The organism is Achromobacter sp. 10T422, from assembly GCF_056394065.1.
This window is the reverse complement of sequence record NZ_JBFTHD010000010.1, coordinates 98,035-123,865: the sequence shown is the minus strand read 5'-3', so window position 1 is coordinate 123,865 and position 25,831 is coordinate 98,035. Positions and strand designations below refer to the sequence as shown.

Below are 25,831 nucleotides of genomic sequence, written 5' to 3'. Positions count from 1 at the left end.
TCAGCCTCCCGTTTGCGCCATGAAACGCACAATGCGCTCGGGTTGGCTGACGAAATCGTGCCGTTCGGGTTTGGCGGCGATGCCCGCCTGGATGGCTCGGGTCAGCGCCGCGTCGCTCGCGCCGGCGCGCAGCATGCGGCCCAGCGGCACCTGGTCTTCCTGGCCCAGGCACAGGTACAAGGTGCCATCCACGCCCAGCCGCACCCGATTGCAAGCGGCGCAGAAATGGCGCGACATGGGCGTGATGACGCCCAGCACCGGTGCGCCGTGCCCAGTGGTCCAGTAGCGCGCGGGGCCGGAGCCGGGGGTTGATCGGGCCATGGAACCCGCCCCAGCGCCCGCGCCCAATGCCGCCCCCGATCCCACCGCCGAGCCCACCGCCGATCCCGCCCCCGGCATCGCCGGCACCAATCCCGCTTCGGCCGCCAGCACCGCGCCCAGCGCGTTCAAGTCCGTATGCCGCATGCCCTGGCCACAGCTGCCCATGGGCATGGGTTCGATCAGGCGCAGCACGAAGCCCTGCGCGATCGCGTAGTCCAGCAGGCGGCGCACCTGTGCGCGCGGCGACGCGGCGTGCACCACGCTGTTGAGCTTGATGGGCGCAAAGCCAGCGTCCCGCGCGGCCGCCAGCCCAGCCAGCACATCGGCCAGGCAATCGCGCCCGGTGATCTCGCTGAAGGCGTCGGCGTCCAGCGTGTCCAGGCTGATGTTCAAGCGCGTCACGCCCGCCGCCCGCAGCGCGCCCGCATGGCGCGCCAGCTGCGTGCCGTTGGTGGATACCGACAGGTCCGTTACCCCCGGCATCGTGGCAATGGCCCCTGCCAGCTCGGGCAGGCCCCGGCGCAGCAAGGGTTCACCGCCGGTCAGTCGCACCTTGCTGACGCCCAAACCGACGAACAGGCCGATCACGCGCGCCATCTCGGCGTGCGAGAGCCAGTTGGCGGGCGTTTCGAAGCCCTTGAAGTCCTTCGGCATGCAGTAGGTGCAGCGCAGGTCGCAGCGGTCGGTGACCGACACGCGCAGGTAGTCGATGCGGCGGCCGAACCCGTCTGTCAGCGATCTTGGCGCAGGCCCGTCCATCACGCTGCCCTCCCGCCCACGACGCGATCCGCTTCGCTGCTTTCCAGGTCGATGCCCTGCACGTCAGCCTGTTCGACCAGCAGCTTGGTGTACTGGCGCCACGCGGTGTCGCGGCTCATGTTGGACAGCGCCGCCGCGATCTGTTGGGCCACGTGTTCGTAAGGCAGCATGCGCCCCTCGATGCGGCGCGTCACCCGCACAATGTGCAGGCCGTGCCGCGTTTGCAGCAACTGCGGCAGCAGGCCCCCCGAGGGCAGCGCGAACACCGCGCGTTCGAATTCGGGCACGGTATCGCCCCGGCCCAATTGGCCCAGGCTGCCGCCCACCGCCGCCGACGGGCAGTTGGATTGTTCGCGCGCCACCTGGGCGAAGCGCGACGGATCGGCCAGCAGGTCTTGCAGCACGGTGTTGGCATGCGCGCGCAGCCTATCCAGGTTGACGTCGGGAGTCACCTGGAAAAGGATGTGATCGGCTTCAACCAGTTCACCCACCAAGAAGCGCTGCGGGTTGGCGTGATAGAAGCGGCGGCAGACGGCGTCATCCGCCACGGGCGCGGCGGCGTGCCGCGCCAGCAAGGCGGTGATGATCGCGTCTTCGTTGTCCCCGACCTCGTTCGCGTCCTGCGCGCCCTGCTCGTCGTTCGGTGACGCCGGCTGCACCCGAAGCCGTCGCGCTTCGTCCAGCAGCACCCGGCGCAGCACCAGCGCGGTGATGGCGTGGCGCATTGGGTTGCTGGCGTCCGCGTGCAGCGGCAGTTCACGTTCCAGATCGGCGTCGTTCAGTTCGATGCCATTGACAATGACAGGCATGTTCGTCTCCCGGTGTACAGGTTTCAGCGCGGACGCACGAGTTGCCAGGCACGGCCCAGATACGCCACCGAGGCGAATCCGCTCCACACGTGCACCAGCCGCGTAAACGGGAAGATCACGAAGAGCGTCAGCCCCATGAACAGGTGCGCCTTGAACAGCAGCGGCACGTCGGCGATGTGGCTGGCCGCGTCGCCCTGGAACGTCACGATGTGCTGCGCCCACGTCATCAGGCGCACCATCATTTCGCCATCCATGTGGCCGGCCGACAGCACGATGGTGGACAGGCCCAGCAGCAAGGTGATCAAGATCCACAACAGCAGCAGCTTGTCGCCCGGGCGCGTGCTGCGGGCAATGCGGGGGTCGGACAAACGGCGGTGGATCAGGATCAGCAGGCCCACCAGGCAGATGCCGCCCATGACGCCGCCCGCCACCATGGCGACCGTTTGCTTGAGCGTGTGCGAGACGCCCAGCGTGTCCCACACCACCACGGGCGTCAGCAGCCCGGCCAGGTGGCCGAAGAACAAACCCAGGATGCCGATGTGGAACAGGATATTGCCCAGCCGCAACTGGCCGCGATGCAGCAGCTGCGAGCTGTCGGTCTTCCAGGTGTATTGCTCGCGCTCAAAGCGCGCCAGGCTGCCCAGCAGGAAAACCGTCAACGCAATATAGGGATAGATGCCGAAAAGGAACTGATTCAGGGAGTTCATGATGCGTCGTCCTGAGCACTAAAGGTTAGCGGCGTTGGGATTGGCGGGCGCCCGAGGGTAGAAGCGCACCGCCTGCGCGCCATCGCCCGCGAACGGGCGCAGCAGCGGTTCCACGCCGTCGGCGCTGACGCCGAAGGTGTCCATGGCCTCGTCCATGTCGCGCACGGGGGCTTCGGTTTGTTCGCGCGGCGTCACCCGCGACTGCGCGCGCAACACCGCGAAGATGGCGGCGTAAGGGCTGTCGCCCCGCGCAAGGCGCGAGCCAATCGCGGCCAGCACATGGATGGCCTCGTCCAGCAGGTCCTGCGCCTGGGCGGGTTCAATCACGCCCAGGAACTCCAGGAACAGCGGCACGTGGTCGGGCAGCTCTGACACAACCGGTTCGAAGCCGTGCTGCCGGTAGGTGTCCAGCAGGTCGACCATGGCCTGGCCGCGGTCGCGGCTTTCGCCATGCACGTGTTCAAACAGGTGCAGCGAATGCGAGCGGTTGCGGTCAAAGGTGGCGACGTAGTTTTCCTGCACGGTAATCAGGTCGTTCGTGGCCAGGTAGGCAACGAGCGGTTGCAGGGTTTCCTCGGCGTCCGGGTGGGCGGCCAAGGCGGCCTCGACGTCGCTCAGCGCGTCCAGCAATTCTGGCTCGGGGTAGCTCAACAAGGCGGAAAGCAAGCGGTACAGCATCATGGAGTTCTCCTCTTCTAGCGGGCCAGCTCGGCCTTTTTGCGGGACTTCGGCATCTCGATGAAGATCTCGCTGCCCTGAGGCTTGCGGCCGAACAAGGTGCCTTCGGACACGCCGCCCGAGCAGCCGTTGCCAAAGGTGAAGCCGCAGCTGCCCTTCTCGTTGAAGCTGTCTTCCACGATTTCCTTGTGGCTGCTGGGCACCACAAAGCGGTCTTCGTAGTTGGCGATGGCCATGATCTTGTACATGTCCTGCACCGTCTCTTCAGACAGCCCCACTTGCTTGAGCAGTTCGGTGTCGCGTTCGCCGTGCACGGTTTCCGACCGCTTGTAAGCGCGCATGGCCAGCATGCGTTCCAGCGCTTGCAGCACGGGCGCTTCCTTGCCCGCCGTGAGCAGGTTGGCCAAGTAGCGCACGGGAATGCGCAGGCTGGACACGTCTGGAATCATGGCGCTTTTGCCCACGGTGCGTTGCGGCATCTGGCCGGCCTCGGCGGCGGTTTGAATGGGCGACAGCGGCGGGATGTACCAGACCATCGGCAAGGTGCGGTATTCCGGGTGCAGCGGGAACGCCACGCGCCATTGCACGGCCATCTTGTAAACGGGCGACTGGCGCGCCGCTTCCAGCCACGACTCGGGAATGCCCTGTTCGCGCGCAGCGGCGATCACCTCGGGCGAATGCGGGTCCAGGAACAGGTCCAGCTGCGATTCGTACAGGTCCTGCTCGCTGGCGACGGCGGCGGCGCGTTCAATCTGGTCGGCGTCGTACAGCATGACGCCCAGATAGCGGATGCGGCCCACGCAGGTTTCCGAGCACACGGTAGGCTGGCCGGCTTCAATGCGCGGATAGCAGAAGGTGCACTTCTCGGCTTTGCCGCTGCTCCAGTTGTAGTAGATCTTCTTGTACGGGCAACCCGAAATGCACATGCGCCAGCCGCGGCATTTATCCTGGTCGACCAGCACAATGCCATCGTCTTCGCGCTTGTAGATGGAGCCCGACGGGCAGCTGGCGACACAGGCCGGGTTCAGGCAGTGTTCGCACAGGCGCGGCAGGTACATCATGAAGGTGTTCTCGAACGTCGAGTACATCTCTTTCTGTACGCCTTCAAACAGCGCGTCGCGGCTGCGGGCGCTGAATTCCCCGCCCAGGTCGTCTTCCCAGTTCGGGCCCCAATGGATCTTGTCCATCTTCTTGCCGGTCAGCACCGACACCGGGCGCGCGGTGGGCGGCGTTTGCGACAACGGCGCGTTCTGCAGGTGCTCGTAGTCGAAGGTGAAGGGTTCGTAGTAGTCGTCGATGGCCGGCAGGTTCGGGTTGGCGAACAGGTTGGCCAGGATGCGCAGCTTGCCGCCCTGGCGCGGTTCCAGCTTGCCGGCGGCGGTGCGCTTCCAGCCGCCCTTCCACTTGTCCTGGTTCTCCCATTCCTTGGGGTAACCGATGCCGGGCTTGGTTTCCACATTGTTGAACCAGGCGTATTCAACGCCATCGCGGCTGGTCCAGACGTTCTTGCAGGTAACCGAACATGTGTGGCAGCCGATGCACTTGTCCAGGTTCAGCACCATGCCGATTTGGGCGCGTATCCTCATGATTGCTTCTCTTCTTGTTGCGTTGCGTCTTCAGCCGGGTCTTCGACCAGCGGGCCTTCCAGCCAGTCCACCTTGTTCATCTTGCGCAGCACCACGAATTCGTCGCGGTTGGCGCCGACGGTGCCGTAGTAGTTAAAGCCGTAAGCCTGCTGCGCATAGCCGCCGATCATGTGCGTGGGTTTGAGCACGGTGCGCGTGACCGAGTTATGGATGCCGCCGCGCTTGCCGCTGGTTTCGGCGCCCGGCACGTTCACGATCTTTTCCTGCGCGTGGTACATCAGGCACATGCCGACTGGCACGCGCTGGCTGACGACCACCCGCGCGGTCAGCGTGCCGTTCACGTTGAAGACTTCGACCCAGTCGTTGTCGACCAGCCCCGCTTGCTTGGCCTCGGTTTCCGACACCCACACGTGGGGGCCGCCCCGGCTTAACGTCAGCATGCGCAGGTTGTCCGAGTAGGTGCTGTGGATGCCCCACTTCTGATGCGGCGTCAGCCAGTTCAGCACCAGTTCCTTCTCGCCATTGGGATACTTGCCCAGCATGGGCGCCACCGTCTTGGTGTCGATGGCGGGCTTGTACACGCAGGAGCCTTCACCAAAATCCAGCATCCAGCGGTGGTCCTGGTAGAACTGCTGGCGGCCGGTCAGCGTGCGCCATGGGATCAGTTCGTGCACGTTGGTATAGCCGGCGCTGTAGCTGACCTCTTCGCTTTCCAGGCCCGACCACGTGGGCGCTGAAATGATCTTGCGCGGCTGCGCCTGGATGTCGCGAAAGCGGATCTTGTCGTGCTCGCGGCCCACGGCCAGATGGGTGTGGTCGCGCCCGGTGATCTTGCCCAGCGCTTCCCACGCCTTGACCGACACATGGCCGTTGGTCTCGGGCGCAAAGGTCAGGATCATCTCGGCCGCGTCGATGGCGGTGTCCAGGCGCGGGCGGCCTTGGCTGACGCCCGCTTCCCCGACGCTTTCGTTGATGCCGGCCAGCTCATGCACTTCGTGCTCGGTGTTCCAGTTGATGCCCTTGCCGCCGTTGCCCAGCTTGTCCAGCAAGGGGCCAACAGAGGTGAACTTGCGGTAGATGTCGTTGTAGTCGCGCTCAACCACCGTCATCGACGGCGCGGTCTTGCCCGGCACCAGATCGCATTCGCCCAGCTTCCAGTCGCGCGGCTCGAACGCCTGGCCCAGTTCCCCGGGGGTGTCGTGCATCAGCGGCGTCAGCACCAGATCCCGGCGCTTGCCCAGATAGGGGCCGCCGATCTCGCTGAACTTCTTGGCCAGCAGCTTGTAGATTTCCCAGTCGGTCTTGCTTTCCCACAACGGTTGCACGGCTTCGCTCAGCGGGTGAATGAAGGGGTGCATGTCGGACGTGTTCAGGTCGTCTTTTTCGTACCAGGTGGCGGTCGGCAGCACGATGTCGCCGTACAGGCACGTGGTGCTCATGCGGAAGTCCAGCACGGTCAGCAAGTCGAGTTTGCCTTCGGCGGCGTCTTCCTGATACGTCACTTCCGTGGGCTTGATGGCCGCCGTTTCGTCGCCGAACACGGCGTTCTGCGTGCCCAGCAGGTACTTCAGGAAGTATTCGTGGCCCTTGCCGCTGGAACCCAGGATGTTCGAGCGCCACACAAACATGTTGCGCGGGAAGTTGGCGGGGTCGTCCGGGTCTTCGCAAGACATCTTCAGCGCGCCGGACTTGAGCTGTTCAACCGCATGCGCGATGGGGTCCTTGCCCGCGGCATCGGCCTGGGCAACGAGATCCAGCGGATTGGTGCGCAGTTGCGGGGCAGACGGCAGCCAGCCCATGCGTTCGGCGCGCGCGTTCAGGTCGATCATGCTCAAGTCGCCGTACTTGGCGCGGTCGGCCGTGGGCCCAAGCACCTCCTGCACGTTCAGCTTTTCGTGACGCCACTGGCTCGTGTGCGCGTAGAAGAAAGACGTGCCGTTCATCTGGCGCGGCGGGCGCACCCAGTCTGACGCAAACGCCAGCGGCGCCCAGCCGAACTGCGGACGCAGCTTTTCCTGGCCCACGTAATGCGCCCAGCCGCCGCCGCTTTTGCCCACGCAGCCGCACATCATCAGCATGTTGATGATGCCGCGGTAGATCATGTCCATGTGATACCAGTGATTCAGGCCCGCGCCCACGATCACCATCGACTTGCCTTCGGTGTCGTGCGCGTTCTGCGCGAATTCGCGCGCCACCTGGATCACCTGCGCGCGCGGCACGCCGGTGTGCTTTTCCTGCCAGGCCGGCGTGTAAGGCACGTCGTCGTCAAACGACGTCGCGACGTTGCCGCCGCCCAGGCCCCGATCCAGCCCGTAGTTGGCCATTTGCAGGTCATACACGGTGGCGACCAGCGCCTCCGAACCGTCAGCCAGGCGGATGCGGCGGGCCGGCACGTTGCGCACCAGCAGCTCGTCGTGTTCGCTGCCGAAGTACGGAAAGCCGACGGCGACCGTTTCACTGTTCTGGCCGAGCAGGCTGAGCGTGGGCCCGATCTCGCGGCCATCACCGCCGTTCTTGGATTCCAGGTTCCAGCGGCCGACCTTCTCGCCGCCATTGACCGCGCCCTCGCCCCAGCGAAAGCCGATGCTGCCGTTGGGCGCCACAAAGTCGCCGGTATGGGCGTCCAGCACCAGCGTCTTCCAGTCGGGGTTGTTCTGCTCGCCTAAAGCGCCGTCCAGGTGCGAGGCGCGCAGGAAGTGGTCTGGCGCATGGAAGCCGTCGCGCTCTTTCAGCAAGACCAGCATCGGCATGTCGGTGTAGCGCCGCACGTAGTCCTGGAAGTACGGCGAAGGGTTGGCCGACAGGTGGAATTCTTTCAGGATCACATGGCCCATTGCCATGGCCAGCGCGGCGTCCGTGCCCTGCTTGGGCGCCAGCCAGATGTCGCCGAACTTGACCATTTCGCCGAAGTCGCTGGAAACGGCGACGGTTTTCGTGCCCTTGTAGCGGACCTCGGTGTAGAAGTGCGCGTCGGGCGTGCGGGTCTGCGGCACGTTCGAGCCCCACACCATCAGATAGGTCGAGTTGTACCAGTCGGCCGATTCCGGCACGTCGGTTTGCTCGCCCCAGATTTGCGGGCTGGCCGGCGGCAGGTCGCAATACCAGTCATAGAAACTCAGGCAAGCGCCGCCCAGCAAGCTCAGGTAGCGCGCGCCGGCGGCGTAGCTGACCATGGACATGGCCGGAATCGGCGAGAAGCCGATCACGCGGTCGGGCCCGAATTTCTTGATGGTCAGCGCGTTGGCGGCGGCAATGATTTCGGTAGCCGTGTCCCAGTCGGCGCGGACGAAGCCGCCCAGGCCGCGCACGGACTTGTAGCGCTTGGCGCGCGCGGGGTTCTGGCTGATCCATTCCCAGGCGGCGATGGGGTCCATGGTTTTGCGGGCGTCGCGCCACATTTCCATCAGACGGCCGCGGATCATCGGGTACTTCACGCGTTGCGCCGAATACACGTACCAGCTGTATGACGCGCCACGCGGACAGCCGCGCGGCTCGTGGTTGGGCAGATCGGGCCGCGTGCGCGGGTAGTCGGTCTGCTGCGTTTCCCACGTGATCAAGCCGTTCTTGACGTAAACCTTCCACGAGCACGACCCGGTGCAGTTCACGCCGTGGGTCGACCGCACCACCTTGTCGTGCTGCCAGCGCGAGCGATAGGCGTTTTCCCACTTGCGGTCTTCGTTGACCGTTTCGCCATGGCCATCGGCAAAGGTGGATTTCACCCGCGACATGAACTTCAGCCGGTCCAGAAAATGACTCATTGTGTTTCTCCAAGAACGCCGGTTTGAACGGCGCGTACTGCGATCAATGCGTTGAAACCACTGTAGGCGTTGGTCCGTCCCCCGGCCATTCGCCGGTGGGACAGCCCGAGCTCGGCAGAGTGACTAGTCACTGCAAGCGTGATGGGTTGCGCGCGGGCCATCAGCACGGCACCGGCGCGTTGCGGCGCGCGTAGTACCACCACGTAATCAGCATGCAGGTCGCGTAAAACCCGATGAAGCAATACAGCGCGGCCTGCACGCCGCCCGTCATCTCCAGCGACGTGCCGAAGCTGCGCGGAATGAAGAAGCCGCCATACGCGCCAATCGCGCCCGAAAAGCCCAGCACCGCCGCCGATTCCTTGGCCGCTTCGCTCATGGCCTGCTTCTGGCCCGCCGCGCCCTTGCCTTGCGCGGCCTGCGTGCGTTCGCGCAGGAAGATCACGGGGATCATGCGGAACGTGGAGCCGTTGCCCAGGCCGGTCAACGCGAACAGCACGATGAACATCGCCAGAAAGCCGTTGAAGTCGCCGCCCTGGCCCGCCACGGGCAGGAACGTCACCACGCCCAGCACCGCGGCGATCATGCCGGCGAAGGTGAACAGCGTGACGCGCGCGCCGCCCAGCTTGTCGGACACCCAGCCGCCTAGCGGACGGGTCAGCGAGCCCACCAGCGGCCCCAGAAACGCGTACGTCATCGGGTCCACCTGCGGAAACAGCGTCTTCGTCAACATGGCGAAACCCGCCGAAAAGCCGATGAACGACCCGAACGTGCCCACATACAGCCAGCACATCAACCAGTTGTGCTTGCGCTTGAAGATCACCGCCTGGTCCGCGAACGATGCGCGCGCATCGGCGATATCGTTCATGCCGAACCACGCGGCGATGGCCGCGATGGCGATGGGAATCACCCAGATGAAGCCCGCGTTCTGCAGCCACAGGTTCTGCTGCGCGCCGTTGACGGTGATTGCCTGCGGCGCGCCACCGGCCACGCCGAACACCCCGACCGAGATCACGACCGGCACCACGAACTGCGCCAGCGACACCCCCAGATTGCCGATGCCCGCATTCAGCCCCGTCGCCAAGCCCTTCTTTTCCTTAGGAAAAAAGAAGCTGATGTTGGCCATGCTGGAACTGAAGTTGCCGCCGCCCAAGCCGCACAGCAAGGCCAGGATCAGCAGGGTCGGAAACGACGTAGTGGGGTCACGCAAGGCAAAACCCATGCCAAGCGCCGGGATCAGCAGCGAGGCCGTGGAAATGGCCGTCCACTTGCGCCCGCCAAACACCGGCACCAGAAAAGAATAGAAGATGCGCAAGGTCGCGCCCGACAGCGCGGGCAACGCCGTCAGCCAGAACAGCTGATTCTTCGACAGCATGAAACCGGCGCGGTCCAGGTTCACGACGACCACGCTCCACAGCATCCAGATGCTGAACGCCAGCATCAAGGCGGGTATCGAAATCCAGAGATTGCGGTTGGCGATGCGCGCGCCGGTCTGCTTCCAGAAGCCGGGGTTTTCCGGCTCCCAACGGGATAGAACTTGAGTGGACATGAGAGGCTCTTTGCGGAAAATGAGAGATCAGGCGGCCTGCTTGCGGGCGTTGGCGGCGATGGCGGCGGCCGCACTGGCCTGGCCACGCGCCGTGCTTTCCGGCCGGAAACTGAAGTGCATGAAGATCAGCGACACGCAGACCGTGCCGTACAGCAACATGAAGGCGCTGGAGCGCACGCCGGTCAGGTCCAGCAGCACGCCGAACAGAATGGGCAGCACGAATCCGCCCAACCCACCCGCCAACCCCACGATGCCGGACACGGCGCCGATGTTGTCGCTGAACTCGTCCGAGATGAACTTGAAGACGGAGGCCTTGCCGATAGCCATCGCGATGCCGACCACAAACAGCAGCACGGTGAACGTGACCGGGCCCAGCGCGATGCCAAAGCTTTTTGCGCCATTGGCCGTCATGACGGTGAATTCCGTTTGCGGGTAGCTCAAAAGGAAGAACGCCACCCAGCACACCCACATCACCCACCACGTGGTCTTGTAGGCGCCATAGCGGTCCGAGATCCAGCCGCCCAGGGCGCGCAACACGCCGCCCGGCAACGAGAAGCAGGCGGCCAGCAGCGCGGCCAGCTTCATGTCGAAACCGTATTCGCCGATGTAGTACTTGGTCATCCACAGCGCCAGCGCCACGTAGCCGCCGAACACCACCGAGTAGTACTGGCAGTAGCGCCAGACGCGCGGGTCTTTCAGCATGGCGAACTGCGCCGACAAGGTTGCGCGTTGCGTGACGCGGTGCGCCGGGTCGGACGCCGAGAACATCCAGAACAGCACGGCGGTGACGAGCAGCGCCACGGCATACACCTGCGGCACGATGACCCACGCGCCGCCGGCAGCCGCCATCAAGGCCGGCGCCACGAACTTGGTGATGGCTGACCCCGAGTTGCCGGCGCCGAACACGCCCATGGCCAAGCCCTGCTTGTTGCGCGGGAACCAGCGCGCCACGTAGGGCGTGCCGACCGAGAACGAGCCGCCCGTCAGGCCGACGAACAGCGCCAGCACCAGAAACTGCCAGTACTCGGTGGCATAAGACAGCAGCCAGATCGGCACCACCGCCAACAGCATCAGAATGAAGAACACCGGGCGGCCGCCGTAGCGGTCGGTCCAGATGCCCAGCGGCACCCGCACGAGCGAACCCGTCAGCACCGGCATGGCGGCCAACAGGCCGAACTGCGTTTCGGACAAGCCAAGCTGCGCTTTGATGGGGATGCCCAGCACCGCGAAGATCATCCACACGGCGAAACAGATGGTGAAGGCGAACGTGCTGGAAATCAGAACCCGCATCGGCCTGCCGGACGGGGATGTTGCTGCTGTCATGGTTACTCTCGCTTTGCTCACGAAGACATGTGGCTAGCCTAGGCACGCCGCCCCGCCGCGGCCATTCGCCAGCTGACCATCCGGCCCCTGCCAATGTGTCTAGTCACCCCGGCTTCCCGCCTGCGTTTGCGCGGGATCAAGCTTTTTCACTGGCCGCGCGCCGCTGAGCGCATTAATATGCATTTCAAATACACCTTTAAAGGCGAGACACCGCCATGCCCCCGCTACTCACTCTGGAAGAACCCGGATCGCCCGCCGGCCGCCCCCGTCCGCAATGGGCGGCCTTTACCGAAATGGGGTTTCGCCCCCTGTATCTCGCCGGCTGCTTCTGGGCGCTGGTATCCGTCTGGCTATGGGTGCATGCGCCCGGCCGTATCACCGGCCTGCTGGGCGGCGTGTTCTGGCATGCGCACGAAATGTTGTGGGGCTTTGTCGCCACCATCGCCGTGGGCTTTTTGCTGACGGCGGGCGCCAACTGGACGGGCAAGAACCCCTTGCGCGGCAACGCGCTGGCCGGGCTGTGCGGATTGTGGGTCGTGGCGCGTGCCGGGTATCTGGTGCCGGGGCGCACGGCTTTTCTGATCGCGGTGGTGGCGGACCTGGCGTTCTTCGTCTGGGGCGCCGCCGCATTGGGCCGCGCCGTCTGGGTCACGCGCAACCGCCGCAACGCAGGCGTGCCGGTGCTGCTGCTGGGGCTGGCGGCGACCAACGCGCTATATCTTTGGGCCGCCGTCCAGGGCGATTACCTGGCCTTGATGCGCTACTTCAATGCCGGCTTGTTGTGCATGGCGGTGCTGACCTTGCTGATCGCCCGCCGCGTCATTCCGTTTTTCGCCAAGCGCGCGGTGGCCGGGCTGGAAATTCCCCCGCACACGCGTAGCGGCCACTGGCAATTGGGTACGGGCATCGCCGCCATCGTTTGCCTGCTGGCGGGCCAGCCCCGCATTGCCGCGCTGGCGCTGGCCGCCACGGGAGTCATTGCGATGGTGCAATGGCTGTCGTGGAAGCCCTGGGCCGTGCGCCGCGTGCCGCTGCTGTGGATTCTGTATGCCGGTTACGGCGGGCTGGCCATCGGCCTGCTGGTCGGCGCGGCGCACCTGGGCGGCTATGTCATCCGCGCCGCCTGGCCTGCGCATGCCATCGGCGTCGCAGGCTTTTCGGTATTGATTCTGGGCATGGTGACGCGCACCGCGCTCGGCCATCTGGGCCGGCCCTTGCGCACCGACCGCAGCATGGTCGCCAGCTACGTCCTGATGCTGCTGGCCGCCGCACTGCGTTTGGCCGCCCTGCTGCCTACCGTGGCAAGCATCGGCTTGCTGCACGCGTCAACCGCCGCCTGGGTGCTGGCGCTGGGCCTGTACCTGTGGCGCTTCTTTCCGCTGATGATCCGCCCACGTGCAGACGCCGCCCCTGCGGCGGCGTCTGGGTTGCGGGTCGTGCCGGTTGCCAGGCAGACCTGAGCGGCGCGCACCCAGTCGCGCGGGGCGAGGCGCGGGAATTACCCTTCGCGGCCTTCGCGGCGTTCAATCGCCGCGATTTCGCGCTTCATCGCCTTCAGCCAGCCCTTGAGCAGCGCCTGGTCTGAAAACTGCATCACCTCGTGTTCCAGTTCGCGGATGTATTCCTGGATGTCTTCGATATCGGCGTCCAGGTCTTCCAGCACCGTGTCCGGGTCGAACGACGCGAACGGGTCCAGGTCGTAACGCAGTTTGAAGCCTTCTTCCGCGTAGCTGGCTTGATGCAGCACTTCGTCCAGCTGGGCTTGCAGCGTGGCGTTGGCCTTGGCCAGACCGTCGTCGGCCACCTCGCCCACCGGCGTCAGATCCGCTGTGCCCTGCTGGCGGCGCGCCGCTTCCTCGTCTTGCATCGCTTGCCACACCACCGCGTTGGGCGTCGTGCTGCGCGTGGCGGCGCGCGCCACGGCCAAGAGTTCCTCGGCGTCCTCGTCGTCCTCGGCTTGATCCTGGATGATGCGCAGCAATTGCGCGGGCGTGAACGTGGACAGGTCGGTGTCCCGGTCCAGCTCCAGCGCTTCGATCAGTTCGGCCTTCGCGACTTCGGTTTCTTCGACGGCGGCCACATCGTAGTCAGCGCCGCTGTGCTTCTTGTACAGCGTCTTCAGACGCTCGGCGTCGCAGCCAGCTGGCAATTCGCCCTTCTCGGCCAGCAACAGCAATTCTTCCGAGAACTCGGTGACGAGCTCGGACACGAATTCGCGTTCGGCCTTGGACAAGCCCATGTTCTTGTGCGCGTGATCAAAGCACAGCACGAGCTTCATGCGCAGTTCCTGCAACTGGGTTTCCAGCGGCACCAGGCCTTCGGTGTACTTGCGCTGGTACTCGGCTTCCACCGCGCCCCACTGCTGCAACCGGGCGTTTTCCGTCTCAAGCCGGGCCTGAAGACGTTCGAAATATTGACGCGGACTTTCTAGGGAATGTTCGCCCATGGACCTGCTCCTTGCTGACCGGGTATAGAAATTAGCCGCCACTCTAAACGATTCGTGCAAACCCCTCTTGAAAATCTTCATCAATAACGCTAATCATTATTATTAATATAGAATCACGGCTGTCCGCAACACCCTGGAATGGCAGCCTAGATGTCTCTGCCCCCGTTTCACCCCACCTTTGCGGGCCACACTCCTAGACGCAAGCGCTTGTTCCTGATCACCGCCGCTCTGTTGCTGGCTGTGCTGATCGGGGCCGCGTACTGGCTGACAAGAGAAAAAGGCCCGGCAGCTCCCCGCCCTCCCGAATACGGGCAAATTCCCGTGGCGGTCAGCGTGGCGACGGCGCGCGTCGGCCCGCTGCAACGCGATCTGCATGCGCTAGGCACCATCACGCCGCTGTCGCACGTCGTGTTGCGCAGCCAGGTGGATGGCGAATTGATGCGGCTGCACTTCACTGAAGGCCAGGCAGTCACGCGCGGCCAGTTGCTGGCCGAGATCGACGCCCGCCCCTATCAAACCGCGCTGGCCGCCGCCGAAGGCGAGCTGGCGCGCACGCAAGCACTGCTGGACAACGCCCAAGCCGACCTTCAACGCTACCGCAAGCTGGCCCGCCAGGAAGCCGTGGCCGGGCAGCAACTGGACACCGCCGAAGCCCAGGTGCGCGCCTACCTCGCGCAACGCCAACTGAACCGCGCCCAAGTGGCCGACGCGCAGCGCCTGCTTGACCACACCCGTATCGTGGCGCCGCAGGACGGCCGCATCGGGCTGCGCCGCGTCGACGCCGGTAACCATGTACGGGCGAGCGACACCGACGGGCTGACGACGGTGGTGCAGACGATGCCCATTTCCGCGATCTTCAGCATTTCGGAAACGCGGCTCGACATTCTGCGCCGGGCGCAAGCCAAGACCGCCGTGCTGCGCGTAGAAGCCTGGGACGCCGACGACCGCCGCGTGCTGGCCGAAGGCACGCTGGAAGCGCTGGACAATCGCATTCAAACCACCAGCGGCACCGTGCGCCTGCGCGCCCGCTTCGACAACGCCGACGAATCGCTGTTTCCGAATCAGTTCGTGAACATCCGGCTGGCGGTGGTGCAGCAAGACAACGCCGTCACCATTCCGTCGGCCGCCGTGCAGTACGGCTCGGAAGGCGCGTTCGTATTCGTCATTGGCGAGGACACCCGCGCCACCCGCCGCGTGCTGCAACTTGGCCCCGCCAACGCCGGCCGCGTCGTCGTGGAAGCGGGGCTCGCCCCTACCGAACGCGTTGTGGTCGAAGGCGTGGACCGTCTGCATGACGGCCGCGGCGTCCAGATCGTTGAATCCCTAACCTGATTGTTGACCCTGACCCGCGCATGAGCCTGTCACGCCCCTTCATCCTGCGCCCCGTGGCGACGTCCTTCCTGATGATCGCCCTGCTGCTGTCGGGCATTCTGGCCTGGCGCATGCTGCCGGTGGCCGCGCTGCCGCAGGTTGATTACCCCATCATCCAGGTCACGACCCCGTATCCGGGCGCGAGTCCCAACGTGACGGCGCGCGCGGTGACGGCGCCGCTGGAACGGCGCTTCGGGCAGATACCGGGCTTGAAGCAGATGTCGTCCACCAGCGGCAGCGGCATCTCGGTCATCACGCTGCAATTTTCCTTGGATGTATCGCTGGGCGTGGCCGAACAGGAAGTGCAGGCCGCCATCAGCGCCAGCGGCTCGCTGCTGCCCAACGACTTGCCGACGCCGCCCGTCTACCGCAAGGTCAACCCCGCCGACGTGCCGATCCTGACGCTGGCGGTAACGTCTGATTCCCTGCCGCTGCCCAAAGTCTATGACCTGGTCGACACGCGCATGACGCAACGCCTGTCGCAGCTGTCTGGCGTGGGCATGGTGAGCCTGGCCGGCGGCCAKCGGCCCGCCGTGCGCGTGCAGGTCAACCCGATGGCGTTGGCCGCGCGCGGGCTGCAACTGTCTGACGTGCAGGAAGCCATCAGCAAGGCCAATTCCAATCAGCCCAAGGGCAGCTTCGACGGCCCGGTGCGCTCGGTCATCATGGACGCGAACGACCAGCTGCAAAGCGCCGACGAATACCGCGAACTGATCGTGGCCTGGAAGAACGGCGCGCCGGTGCGGCTGGGCCAGGTCGCCACCGTCGAGGACGGCGCTGAAGACCGCTACCTGGCGGCCTGGGTCGACAAACAACCCGCCGTGCTCGTCAACATCCAGCGCCAGCCGGGCGCAAACGTCATCGCCGTGGCCGACCAGGTCAAGGCGCTGCTGCCGCAACTGACCGCCAGCCTGCCGGCCGCCGCMCAGGTCCGCATTCTGACCGACCGTACCGAGAGCATTCGCGCATCAGTACGCGGCGTGCAATGGGAACTGGTGTTCGCCGTGGGCTTGGTTGTGCTGGTGACGTTTCTGTTCCTGCGCAATCTGCCCGCCACGCTGATCCCCAGCCTGGCCGTGCCGCTGTCCTTGATCGGCACGTTCGGCTTCATGCACCTGGCCGGCTTTTCCACCAATAACCTGACGCTGATGGCGCTGACCATCGGCGCGGGTTTCGTCGTGGACGACGCCATCGTCATGCTGGAGAACATTGCCCGTTACCGCGAACAGGGCCATAGCCCGATGTCGGCAGCGTTAAAGGGCGCGGGGCAGATCGGCTTCACGCTGGTGTCGCTGACGCTGTCGCTCATCGCCGTGCTGATTCCGCTGCTGTTCATGGAAGACGTGGTCGGCCGGCTATTCCGGGAATTCGCCATCACGCTGGCCGTGGCCATCCTGATTTCTCTGGCGGTGTCGCTGACGCTCACGCCGATGATGTGCGCGCGCCTGTTGCCCGCGCATGTGGAATCCCGCCCCGGTCTGCTGGACCGCATCCAGGCGCGCTATGCCGGCTGGCTGGACGTCACGCTGCGCCATCAGCGCCTGACGCTGCTGGTAATGGTGGGTACGGTGGTGTTGACCGGTCTGCTCTATCTGGCCGTACCTAAAGGGTTTTTCCCGGTGCAGGATGGCGGCGTGCTGCAAGGCGTGACGCAGTCGTCCCAAAGCACATCGTTTGACGCGATGTCGCGCCGCCAGCAAGCCGTGGCCGCCAGCCTCTTGGCCGACCCCGACGTAGAAAGCCTGTCGTCCTTCATTGGCATCGACGGCATGAACACGACGCTGAACACCGGCCGCCTGCTGATCAACCTGAAGCCCTGGGGCGAACGCAGCGCGCCGCTGGCGGACGTGATGGCGCGGCTGGATGCGCGTGCCCGCGAGGTTCACGGCATTTCGCTCTATCTGCAACCCGTGCAGGAACTGAACATCGAAGACCGCGTCAGCCGTGGCCAGTTCCAGTTCACCCTGACGTCGCCCGACAGCGCCTTGTTGACGCAATGGAGCCACGCGCTGACACAGCGCCTGGCCGAGTCGCCCGCGCTGGCCGATGTGTCGTCCGACCTGCAAGGCGACGGCCGCCAAGCCTATTTGCAAGTGTCCCGCGACACCGCCGCCCGCCTGGGCGTGACGATGGACGACGTGGTGCAGACGCTGTACAACGCCTTCGGCCAACGCCAGGTGGCGACGCTGTTCACGCAGTCGAACCAATATCGTGTGGTGTTGGAAGTGGACCGCTCCATGGCCGTAAGCCCCGACGCGCTGGAACGCATCCACCTGCAAACCGAAGACGGCCAGGCGATTCCGCTGTCGGCGCTGGCCACCGTCAGCGAACGCGCCGTGCCGCTGGCGGTGAACCACCTGTCGCAATTTCCGGCGGTGAACCTGTCGTTCAACCTGCCGCCGGGCGGTTCGCTGGGCGAAGCCATCGCCGCCATTGAAGCCGCCAAGCAAGACATCGCCATGCCGCCCAGCGTGGAACTGCGCCTGCAAGGCGCGGCGTCGGCGTTCCAGGCGTCGTTGTCGAACACGCTGTGGCTGATGCTGGCCGCTGTCGTCACCATGTATCTGGTGCTGGGCATGCTGTATGAAAGCGCCATCCACCCCATCACCATTCTGTCGACGCTGCCGTCAGCCACCGTGGGTGCGTTGCTGGCGTTGCTGATCACGGGCCGGCCGCTGGATCTGATTGCCGTGATCGGCATTATTTTGCTGATCGGCCTGGTGAAAAAGAACGGCATCATGATGGTGGACTTCGCGCTGGAAGCCGAACGCACGCGCGGGCTGGCGCCGCAAGCCGCCATCCGCGAAGCGGCGCTGCTGCGCCTGCGCCCCATTCTGATGACCACGCTGGCCGCCTTGTTCGGCGCGTTGCCCCTGATGCTGGCCACCGGCTCCGGCGCGGAACTGCGCCAGCCGCTGGGCTGGGTCATGGTGGGCGGGCTGCTGGTCAGCCAGGTGCTGACGCTGTTCACGACGCCGGCCGTGTATCTGTTCTTTCACCGGCTGGGGCAACGGCGCGGTGTTCCCACCCACCCCACCCACCCCACCACCTCCGCCACGCCAACCGCCCGCGCTGACGGGTCCGACGCATGATCCGGGCCTTGCTGCACCGCCCGGTCGCCTGCATCTTCCTGGCGATCGCATTGACGTTGCTGGGCGCCGTCGCGTGGCGGCTGCTGCCCGTGTCGCCGCTGCCCCAAGTCGACTTCCCCACCATTGAAGTGCGCGCCGAGTTACCCGGCGCCAGCCCCGAAAGCATGGCCAGCACCGTGGCCGCGCCGCTGGAACGGGCGCTGGGCAGCATCGCGGGCGTCAGCGCCATGACCTCGTCCAGCAACCAGGGCGCCACTCGCGTGCAGTTGCAGTTCGACCTGGACCGCGACATCAACGAAGCCGCCCGCGACGTGCAAGCCGCCATCAACGCGGCGCGCGCCGAGCTTCCGGCGGGCATGCCGGGCAACCCCACGTACCGCAAGGTCAACCCGTCGCAAGCGCCCATCATGGCGCTGGCGCTCAGTTCCGCCACCCGCCCCGCCGGCCAGCTGTATGACCTGGGTTCGACGGTGTTGGCGCAAAAGCTGTCGCAAATCAATGGCGTAGGCGAAGTGACCATGGGCGGCAGCTCGCTGCCCGCCGTGCGCGTGCAGGTCAACCCCAACGCGCTGGCCCATTACGGCGTGGCGCTGGACGACGTGCGCCAAGCCATCTCAAACGCCGCGCCGATGCGCCCACTGGGCCAGCTGGATTCGGCCGGCCAGCGCTGGGAAGTCGGCACGCCCGAGCAGCCCCGCACCGCGCATGACTACAACAGCCTGATCGTGCGCCACGAAGACGGCGCGGTGATCCGGCTATCGCAAGTGGCCAAGGTCAGTGATTCCGTCGAAAACCGCTATAGCAGCGGCTTTCACAACCACAACCCGGCCGTGGTGCTGACGATCAGCCGCCAGACCGGCGCCAACATCATTGAAACCATCGGCGCCATCAACGACGCCTTGCCCGGCTTGCGCGCACTGATGCCCGCCGACGTGGACCTGACCGTGGCGCTGGACCGCTCACCCGGCATCAACGCCACGCTGCGCGAAGCCCACATCACGCTGGCGCTGGCGACGGCGCTGGTCATCCTGGTGGTGTGGCTGTTCCTGGGCAATGCGCGCGCGGCAGCGATTCCCAGCGTAGCGATTCCGGTGTGCCTGATCGCCACCTTCGCCGTCATGTACCTGTTTGGCTTTTCGCTGAACAACCTGTCGCTGATGGCGCTGATCGTGGCCGCCGGCCTGGTGGTGGATGACGCCATCGTGGTGCTGGAGAATATCTCGCGCCACATCGAACGTGGCCTGTCTCCCCGCCAGGCCGCCCTGCGCGGCGTGTGCGAAGTGGGCTTCACGCTGGTCGCCATGACGCTGGCGCTAAGCGTCGTGTTCGTGTCCATCCTGTTCATGGGCGGCCTGGTCGAACGGCTGTTCCGCGAATTTTCGATCACGCTGGTGGCCGCCACGGTGATTTCGCTGGTGGTCTCGGTGGCGATCATTCCCGCGCTCTGCGCCCGCTGGCTCAAACCGGGGGGGCATCCGGCCACGCCTGCGACGGGCGCCGGCCCATCGCCTCACCCGCCCCGCCCGTCCCGCATGCAAGCCGCCTTCGGCCGCGCGCATGCTTGGTACGGCAAGTCCCTCACGCGCGTGCTGGGCCATGCGCGCCTGACCTTGTTGCTGCTGGCTGGCGTCGTTGGCTTGAACGTCTATCTATATATAGAAGCGCCCAAGGGCTTCCTGCCGGTGCAAGACACCGGGCAGCTGATGGGTTTCGTACGCGGCGATGACGGTTTCTCTTTCCAGGTCATGCAGCCCAAGATTGATCAATACCGCCAACTGGTGCTGAAGCACCCGGCCGTGCAAGACGTCATTGGCTACAACGGTGGCGGCCTGGGCATCAGCAATTCACTGTTCCTGATCCGGCTCAAACCCGTGGCCGAACGCGGTGAATCATCCACCGCCGTCATCAACTGGCTGCGCACGAATGCGCCCGCCGTGCCGGGCGGCATGTTCTTTTTGAACGTAGACCAGGACTTGCGGATGCCTGGCGGGTTCGGCAACGCCGGCGACCACGAACTGGCCATCATGGCCAGCGACGTGCCGGCGCTGCGGCAATGGTCGCGCAAGATTTCCAAGGCCATGCAAGACATCCCCGAACTGCGCGATGTGGACGCCGAAGGCGACGGCGCCACGCAGCAGGTCGTGATCAACATCGACCGCAGCGCGGCGCAACGGCTGGGCGTGGACATGAACACGATCAGCAGCGTGCTGAGCAACTCATTCAGCCAGCGCCAGGTCGCCACGTTGTACGACGCCATGAACCAGTACCGCGTGGTGCTGGAGCTGGACCCCCGCTACACGGAAGACCCCGAGGTGCTCGAACAGGTGTACGTCGTGGCTGCCGACGGCACTCGCGTGCCGCTGACCGCATTCGCCACGTATGACAACGGGCTGGTCAATGACCGCGTCTTCCACGACGGGCTGTTCGCCGCCGTGGGGGTGGGTTTTTCGCTGGCGCCGGGCGTGTCGCTGGAGCAAGGGTTGGCCGCCATCGACACCACCCTGGCCAAGCTGATGGTGCCCTCCACAATCCAGACGCGGCTGGGCGGCGACGCCCGCAACTTCCAGCAAAGCCTGCAAGACCAGCCCTGGCTGATCCTGGCGGTGCTGGTCGCCATCTATCTGGTGCTGGGCATCCTGTATGAAAGCCCGCTGCATCCGCTGACGATTTTGTCGACATTACCCTCGGCGGGCGTTGGCGCGCTGCTGGCGTTGCGCCTTGCCAACATCGAGTTCACCCTGATTGCGCTGCTAGGCCTGTTCCTGCTTGTCGGCATCGTCATGAAGAACGCCATTTTGATGATTGACTTTGCGCTCAGCCTGGAACGGCGTGAAGGGCTGACGCCCGAACAGGCGATTCACCGCGCCGCCATGCTGCGCCTGCGCCCCATTGTGATGACCAATTTGGCGGGACTTCTAGGCGCTTTGCCTCTGGTATTGGGCATGGGCGAAGGGTCCGAGCTGCGACGCCCGCTGGGCATCGCCATCGTCGGCGGATTAATGATCAGCCAGTTTCTGACGCTCTATACGACACCCATTGTTTATTTGGGGCTGGAGCGATTACGGCTGAAATGGCGCGGCGCACGCAACGGTGCAACCGCATAAACCGCGGCCTATTCCGATAGGCTGATCGTACTAGGTCAGCCGCACGCAACCTGCGCCCCAATTTACGGAGCAGCCATGGTAATGTCGCTGCGTGTATTCCGACATTGAACGCAATAAAAAGGAATATGCACGCGCCGCGCTGTCAGCCCTTCCTTTGAGACCATTGAACAGCGCGTTGTTTCACCGACCCAGATTCACCGATGCCTAATACGCTGTTTGCCTGGTCCACAAGGCCAAAGAGACCATGATTCTCCAGACGGAATTTCCCATTGTGGGTATTGGCGCATCCGCCGGCGGTATCGAAGCGCTTGAAGGGTTCTTCCGCGGCGTGCCTCCCGAGCCCGGGCTGGCTTTTGTGGTGCTGACCCACCTGAGTCCCACGCGCGAAAGCCATCTGCCGGAAGTCATTCAGCGATACACGGCAATGACCGTGCAAACCGCCGAGCAAGACATGCCGGTGATGGTCAATAACGTGTACGTGCTGCCCGCCGATGCCGTCATGTCGATTCATGAAGGCCGCCTGCGGCTGCGCAAACGCATGCCCGAGCAACGTGGCCCCCGCCCGATCGACCTGTTTTTTTCATCGCTGGCGCTGGACATCGGCGACTTCGCCGCAGGCGTCGTCCTCTCGGGCGGCGATTCGGACGGCACCCTTGGCATCAAGACGATCAAGGAACACGGCGGCTTGACGCTCGCGCAAGCGCCCGACGGCTTCGGCCCCAGCAGCCCGGAAATGCCGGGCAGCGCCATTGCATCGGGCATGGTGGACTTCATCGTTCCCGCCGATCAAATGGGCACCAAGCTGATCACCTTCGCGGCAGGCTTGAGTCATCTGGACGACCTGAACGGCGATGACGCCCAAGGCCAGGAGCGCGTGCAGCTCGAAGCCGCCAAGAACGAAATCTATGGCTTGTTGCGCACGCGCATCGGCCACGATTTCAGCGGCTACAAGAGCAAGACGTTCATGCGCCGGGTGCAACGGCGCATGAACGTCAATCAGGTGCCGACGATCAGCGCGTATATCGATTTCCTGAAGCAAGAACCGCAAGAATCGGGCGCCCTGTTTCGCGACTTGCTGATCAGCGTGACCAACTTCTTTCGCGATGCCGACGCCTTCAATGCGTTGCTGAATCTGGTCATTCCTCAGTTGCTAGAGGGCCGGGGCGCCACGGAAACGGTGCGCGTCTGGGTGCCGGGTTGCGCGACGGGCGAAGAGGTCTATTCCCTGGCCATCTTGTTGCGCGAGCACATGGACACCCTGGCCGTCGTGCCGCGCGTGCAACTCTTTGCCACCGATATTGACGACCGGGCGCTGGCCGTTGCCCGCGCCGCGCGCTACCCCGGGGCGCTGCTTGAAGACGTATCGCCTGAACGGCGCCGCCGCTTTTTCATCGCCGACGGCGACTCATTCGTCGTCAGCAAGCAAATACGCGATCTCTGCATTTTTTCGCCGCATAACGTGCTGCGCGATCCGCCCTTTTCCCGCATCGACCTGGTGTCGTGCCGCAACCTGCTGATCTATTTCGGCGCGGGCATTCAAAAGCAGGTCATTCCGACATTCCATTATTCCCTGCGTCCGGGCGGTTATTTATTCCTGGGCATGTCGGAAAATGTCACGCAATTCAGCGACCTGTTCTCACCCGCAGACAAGAAGCACCGGATTTTTCAGCGCCGACCCGATATCGGCGCTCCGCCCCGACCTTTTATGGCGCTGCCCTCCATGCATAAATCGGACCCGCCTCCAGCTGGCCACCGCCGCACGTCGACGGCGGCATCCGCGTTGCGCCACTCGGTGGACAGCCAGGTGCTGGCGCGGCACGCCCCGCCGCATGTTCTGGTGGATAGCAGCGGTGACATCGTTTATTACTCAGGGCGCACCGGCAAATACCTTGAGGCGGCGGCCGGCGTGCCTACGCGCCAGGTGCTGACTTTGGCGCGCAAGGGGCTGCGTCTGGACTTGCGCACATTATTGACTGAAGCCGCCGACTCCGGCTTGACGGCGATTCGTGAAAACGTTTCCGTCGAGGGCGAAGACGGCCGCGTCCAGCAGGTGACGTTGACCGTGGAGCCGCTGGCCGACCACAAGGAAGGCGAATCGCTCTTCTTGATTCTGTTTACCGATCAAGGGCCGTCGCTGCCCCCCGACGCCGCCGCTGCGCAGACCCAATTCACGCAGGAAGGCGCGGCCAAGCAGATTGAGCTGGAACTGCGCGACACCCGCGAACGGTTGCAGTCCATGATCGAAGAGTACGAAACCGCGCTTGAGGAATTGAAGTCGTCCAACGAAGAGCTGGTGTCCGTGAACGAGGAATTCCAGTCCACCAATGAAGAACTGGAAGCCTCCAAGGAAGAACTGGTATCGCTCAATGAAGAGCTGCACACGGTCAACGCCGAGCTGCACGGCAAGGTCGACGAACTGGACCGCAGCAACAGCGACCTGCACAACCTGTTTGAAAGCACCGCCATCGCCACCCTGTTCCTGGACCGCGACCTGATCATCCGTAGTTTCACGCCGGCCATGGGCGATGTCTTCAACATCCTGCCCACCGACTGCGGCCGCCCGATCACCGACCTGGCCAGCCGCTTTGACCTGCCTTCGTTCGCCAACGATATCGCCCAGGTCTACACCCACTACAAGCCCATCGAACGCCGCATCGCCGGCACCCTGGACGGCAAACACTATCTGCTGCGCCTGGTGCCGTACCGCAGCAGCGACAGCCAGGTCGACGGCGTGGTCGTTACCTTTATCGACATCACCCTCATCACCCGGGCCGAACGACGCCACCGCGTGCTGATCTCGGAACTTCAACACCGCACGCGCAATCTGCTGGCGCTGGTGCAAAGCGTGGCGCGGCGCACGCTGGGCGAAGGCGAACCCTTCCAGCGATTCGACACCCGGCTGGCGGCGCTTGGCCGCGTGCAGGGCCTGCTCAGCGAATCCAATGGCGAAAAGATCGAGTTCGGCGGTGTGTTGCGCCGCGAACTTGATGCGCTGGGCAACGAACGTCAGATCACGACGAGCGGGCCCGCGGTGCATATCAGCCCTGAACGTATCCAGACCCTGGCGCTGGCCGTGCACGAGCTGGCCACCAACGCCATCAAATACGGCGCGCTGCGCTATGAGTCGGGCAAGCTGGACGTCAAATGGCGCACCGAGCACGGCGACAAGGATAAAGATCACCTGATTCTTGTGTGGACGGAATCCGGTTTGCCCGAGCCCCCCGACGCCACCCGCCGCGGATATGGCCGCGAGCTCATCGAACAGGCACTGGCGTTTACGCTGCGCGCCAAAACCTCAATGGAATTCCGGCAGGATGGCATCACTTGCCGGATCGACATGCCGCTGGAAGCCTGTGATGATGCCGCTGATCACGCCCAGCCCTGAGCGTCGGCCACCTCGGGCGAGCGGGGCGCCGCCGTCAGGCGCTCCGCCATGAAGGCCATGAACTCCCGCGCCAGCGTGGGCAATGTTCTGCCCTGCAAGGTCAGCATCTGAATGCTACGCTGCCGCATCTCTGGGTTGGTAAACGGCACGCCTGCGAGCTTTTCTCCGCCGCCGTGACCCAGCAGCGTCAGGTAGCCCGATAGCGCCACGATCCGGCTGCCCGGCAGCATCGGCAGAAACGCGGCCGAATGGTTCGACACATACGCGGGTTCGATATGCAGGCCCGCGTTCGCACAGGCCGAATCGAAAAGCTGGCGCACCGTCGTGCCGTAGTCGCCCACCGACAAAGGGTATTCCGACAGCTCGCGCATGTTGATGCTGCGCCGGCCCGCCAAGGGATGGTTGCGGCACATGACCGCGTAGACGGGTGCGCGCGTCAGCAGCTCGGTTTTCAGGCGGTCGTCTTGCGCCGTGGTGTAGCGCAACGCGATCTGCGACAGGCCTTCCAGGATGTGCCGCGTCACCTCTTCCGGGCGGTCCACATGTAAATGAAAGCGCGCCTCGGGCCGCACGCGCTTGAATTCCGCCATGCTCAGCGGCAGAAAGCGGTGGGCGAACCCTTCCGTGCAGGCCAGCCGGATGGTGACGTCGCCCAGATGTCCGCGCTGCCGGATCTGCGTGGTGACGCGGTCGGCCTCCAGCGCCGCCGCGTTCGCGTAGGCAGCCAATTGCCTGCCGGCTTCACTGAGTTCCATGCCGCGCGCCTGGCGTTCAAACAGCACGATGCCCAGGCTGTCTTCCAGCTTGGCGATCTGCCGGCTGACGGCGGACGCCGCCACGTGCTGCGCGCTGGCCGCGCCCGCGATGGAGCCGCTGCGCGCCACCTCCAGGAAGTACCTCAAGGCCAAAGAAATCATCACGCCTCCTAAAGACATGCCTAAAAGGC

The 25,831-nt window shown here is 64.8% G+C and carries 15 protein-coding genes; 5 read left to right on the top strand and 10 right to left on the bottom strand.

All coding sequences use genetic code 11. The features are described from left to right. The 8 genes from AC1DB0_RS25695 to AC1DB0_RS25660 form a co-directional block, all read right to left on the bottom strand. The gene (locus AC1DB0_RS25695) at window positions 1-1,080 is read right to left on the bottom strand and encodes a GTP 3',8-cyclase MoaA (protein WP_342065739.1); all 1,080 of its coding nucleotides are present in this window, start codon (window positions 1,078-1,080) and stop codon (window positions 1-3) included. Then, window positions 1,080-1,889 (bottom strand): peptidylprolyl isomerase, encoded by an 810-nt coding sequence (locus AC1DB0_RS25690; protein ID WP_441372024.1) that lies wholly within the window; start codon window positions 1,887-1,889, stop codon window positions 1,080-1,082. The genes AC1DB0_RS25695 and AC1DB0_RS25690 overlap by 1 nt, the downstream gene beginning before the upstream one ends. Window positions 1,890-1,912: 23 nt before the next feature. Then, a complete protein-coding gene (narI, locus tag AC1DB0_RS25685; RefSeq protein ID WP_054427758.1) occupies window positions 1,913-2,596 on the bottom strand; it encodes a respiratory nitrate reductase subunit gamma in 684 nt (227 codons plus the stop codon). A gap of 18 nt (window positions 2,597-2,614) precedes the next feature. Continuing rightward, entirely contained in the window at window positions 2,615-3,277 is a 663-nt protein-coding gene (gene narJ, locus AC1DB0_RS25680; RefSeq protein ID WP_054427760.1) for a nitrate reductase molybdenum cofactor assembly chaperone, read from the bottom strand. Window positions 3,278-3,291: 14 nt separating this feature from the next. Next, window positions 3,292-4,860, bottom strand: a complete 1,569-nt coding sequence (narH, locus tag AC1DB0_RS25675; RefSeq protein WP_054427762.1) for a nitrate reductase subunit beta — start codon at window positions 4,858-4,860, stop codon at window positions 3,292-3,294. Next, window positions 4,857-8,618 (bottom strand): nitrate reductase subunit alpha, encoded by a 3,762-nt coding sequence (locus tag AC1DB0_RS25670; protein ID WP_346551937.1) that lies wholly within the window; start codon window positions 8,616-8,618, stop codon window positions 4,857-4,859. The genes narH and AC1DB0_RS25670 overlap by 4 nt, the downstream gene beginning before the upstream one ends. Window positions 8,619-8,778: 160 nt before the next feature. Continuing rightward, window positions 8,779-10,164: a NarK family nitrate/nitrite MFS transporter gene (locus tag AC1DB0_RS25665; RefSeq protein WP_342065675.1), complete on the bottom strand. Its 1,386-nt coding sequence runs from the start codon at window positions 10,162-10,164 to the stop codon at window positions 8,779-8,781. A 27-nt stretch (window positions 10,165-10,191) separates the two neighbouring features. Next, a complete protein-coding gene (locus AC1DB0_RS25660) occupies window positions 10,192-11,454 on the bottom strand; it encodes an MFS transporter (protein ID WP_175168557.1) in 1,263 nt (420 codons plus the stop codon). Window positions 11,455-11,702: 248 nt separating this feature from the next. On the opposite strand from AC1DB0_RS25660, the gene AC1DB0_RS25655 reads away from it, so the two are divergent. Next, window positions 11,703-12,947 carry an NnrS family protein gene (locus AC1DB0_RS25655; protein ID WP_441372027.1) on the top strand — a complete coding sequence of 415 codons (1,245 nt, stop codon included), beginning with the start codon at window positions 11,703-11,705 and terminating at the stop codon, window positions 12,945-12,947. A gap of 38 nt (window positions 12,948-12,985) precedes the next feature. Here the strand turns inward: AC1DB0_RS25655 and AC1DB0_RS25650 are convergent, their stop codons facing one another. Further along, window positions 12,986-13,933: a molecular chaperone DnaJ gene (locus tag AC1DB0_RS25650; RefSeq protein WP_175168555.1), complete on the bottom strand. Its 948-nt coding sequence runs from the start codon at window positions 13,931-13,933 to the stop codon at window positions 12,986-12,988. A gap of 150 nt (window positions 13,934-14,083) precedes the next feature. Between AC1DB0_RS25650 and AC1DB0_RS25645 the strand changes: the two genes are divergently transcribed. The 4 genes from AC1DB0_RS25645 to AC1DB0_RS25630 all read left to right on the top strand — a co-directional run bounded on the left by AC1DB0_RS25645 (window position 14,084) and on the right by AC1DB0_RS25630 (window position 24,885). Then, window positions 14,084-15,265, top strand: a complete 1,182-nt coding sequence (locus AC1DB0_RS25645) for an efflux RND transporter periplasmic adaptor subunit (RefSeq protein WP_175168554.1) — start codon at window positions 14,084-14,086, stop codon at window positions 15,263-15,265. Window positions 15,266-15,285: 20 nt separating this feature from the next. Beyond that, window positions 15,286-18,396 (top strand): multidrug efflux RND transporter permease subunit, encoded by a 3,111-nt coding sequence (locus AC1DB0_RS25640; protein ID WP_476758773.1) that lies wholly within the window; start codon window positions 15,286-15,288, stop codon window positions 18,394-18,396. Then, window positions 18,393-21,500, top strand: coding sequence for an efflux RND transporter permease subunit (locus tag AC1DB0_RS25635; protein ID WP_476758235.1), 3,108 nt, complete (start codon window positions 18,393-18,395; stop codon window positions 21,498-21,500). Before AC1DB0_RS25640 ends, AC1DB0_RS25635 begins: the two co-directional genes overlap by 4 nt. 244 nt (window positions 21,501-21,744) lie before the next feature. Next, the gene (locus tag AC1DB0_RS25630) at window positions 21,745-24,885 is read left to right on the top strand and encodes a CheR family methyltransferase (RefSeq protein WP_476758234.1); all 3,141 of its coding nucleotides are present in this window, start codon (window positions 21,745-21,747) and stop codon (window positions 24,883-24,885) included. Here the strand turns inward: AC1DB0_RS25630 and AC1DB0_RS25625 are convergent. Further along, window positions 24,870-25,802, bottom strand: a complete 933-nt coding sequence (locus tag AC1DB0_RS25625; protein ID WP_476758233.1) for a LysR family transcriptional regulator — start codon at window positions 25,800-25,802, stop codon at window positions 24,870-24,872. The genes AC1DB0_RS25630 and AC1DB0_RS25625 overlap by 16 nt on opposite strands. Window positions 25,803-25,831 lie beyond the last annotated feature (29 nt).

Excerpts from the sequence above, each read along its gene's own strand:
- AC1DB0_RS25625 (WP_476758233.1), bottom strand. The coding sequence starts at position 25,802 with ATGATTTCTTTGGCCTTGAGGTACTTCCTGGAGGTGGCGCGCAGCGGC.
- narJ (WP_054427760.1), bottom strand. The coding sequence starts at position 3,277 with ATGATGCTGTACCGCTTGCTTTCCGCCTTGTTGAGCTACCCCGAGCCA.
- AC1DB0_RS25695 (WP_342065739.1), bottom strand. The coding sequence starts at position 1,080 with ATGGACGGGCCTGCGCCAAGATCGCTGACAGACGGGTTCGGCCGCCGC.
- AC1DB0_RS25635 (WP_476758235.1), top strand. The coding sequence starts at position 18,393 with ATGATCCGGGCCTTGCTGCACCGCCCGGTCGCCTGCATCTTCCTGGCG.
- AC1DB0_RS25690 (WP_441372024.1), bottom strand. The coding sequence starts at position 1,889 with ATGCCTGTCATTGTCAATGGCATCGAACTGAACGACGCCGATCTGGAA.
- narH (WP_054427762.1), bottom strand. The coding sequence starts at position 4,860 with ATGAGGATACGCGCCCAAATCGGCATGGTGCTGAACCTGGACAAGTGC.
- AC1DB0_RS25650 (WP_175168555.1), bottom strand. The coding sequence starts at position 13,933 with ATGGGCGAACATTCCCTAGAAAGTCCGCGTCAATATTTCGAACGTCTT.
- AC1DB0_RS25660 (WP_175168557.1), bottom strand. The coding sequence starts at position 11,454 with ATGCGGGTTCTGATTTCCAGCACGTTCGCCTTCACCATCTGTTTCGCC.
- AC1DB0_RS25655 (WP_441372027.1), top strand. The coding sequence starts at position 11,703 with ATGCCCCCGCTACTCACTCTGGAAGAACCCGGATCGCCCGCCGGCCGC.
- AC1DB0_RS25665 (WP_342065675.1), bottom strand. The coding sequence starts at position 10,164 with ATGTCCACTCAAGTTCTATCCCGTTGGGAGCCGGAAAACCCCGGCTTC.
- AC1DB0_RS25645 (WP_175168554.1), top strand. The coding sequence starts at position 14,084 with ATGTCTCTGCCCCCGTTTCACCCCACCTTTGCGGGCCACACTCCTAGA.
- AC1DB0_RS25670 (WP_346551937.1), bottom strand. The coding sequence starts at position 8,618 with ATGAGTCATTTTCTGGACCGGCTGAAGTTCATGTCGCGGGTGAAATCC.
- narI (WP_054427758.1), bottom strand. The coding sequence starts at position 2,596 with ATGAACTCCCTGAATCAGTTCCTTTTCGGCATCTATCCCTATATTGCG.
- AC1DB0_RS25630 (WP_476758234.1), top strand. The coding sequence starts at position 21,745 with ATGATTCTCCAGACGGAATTTCCCATTGTGGGTATTGGCGCATCCGCC.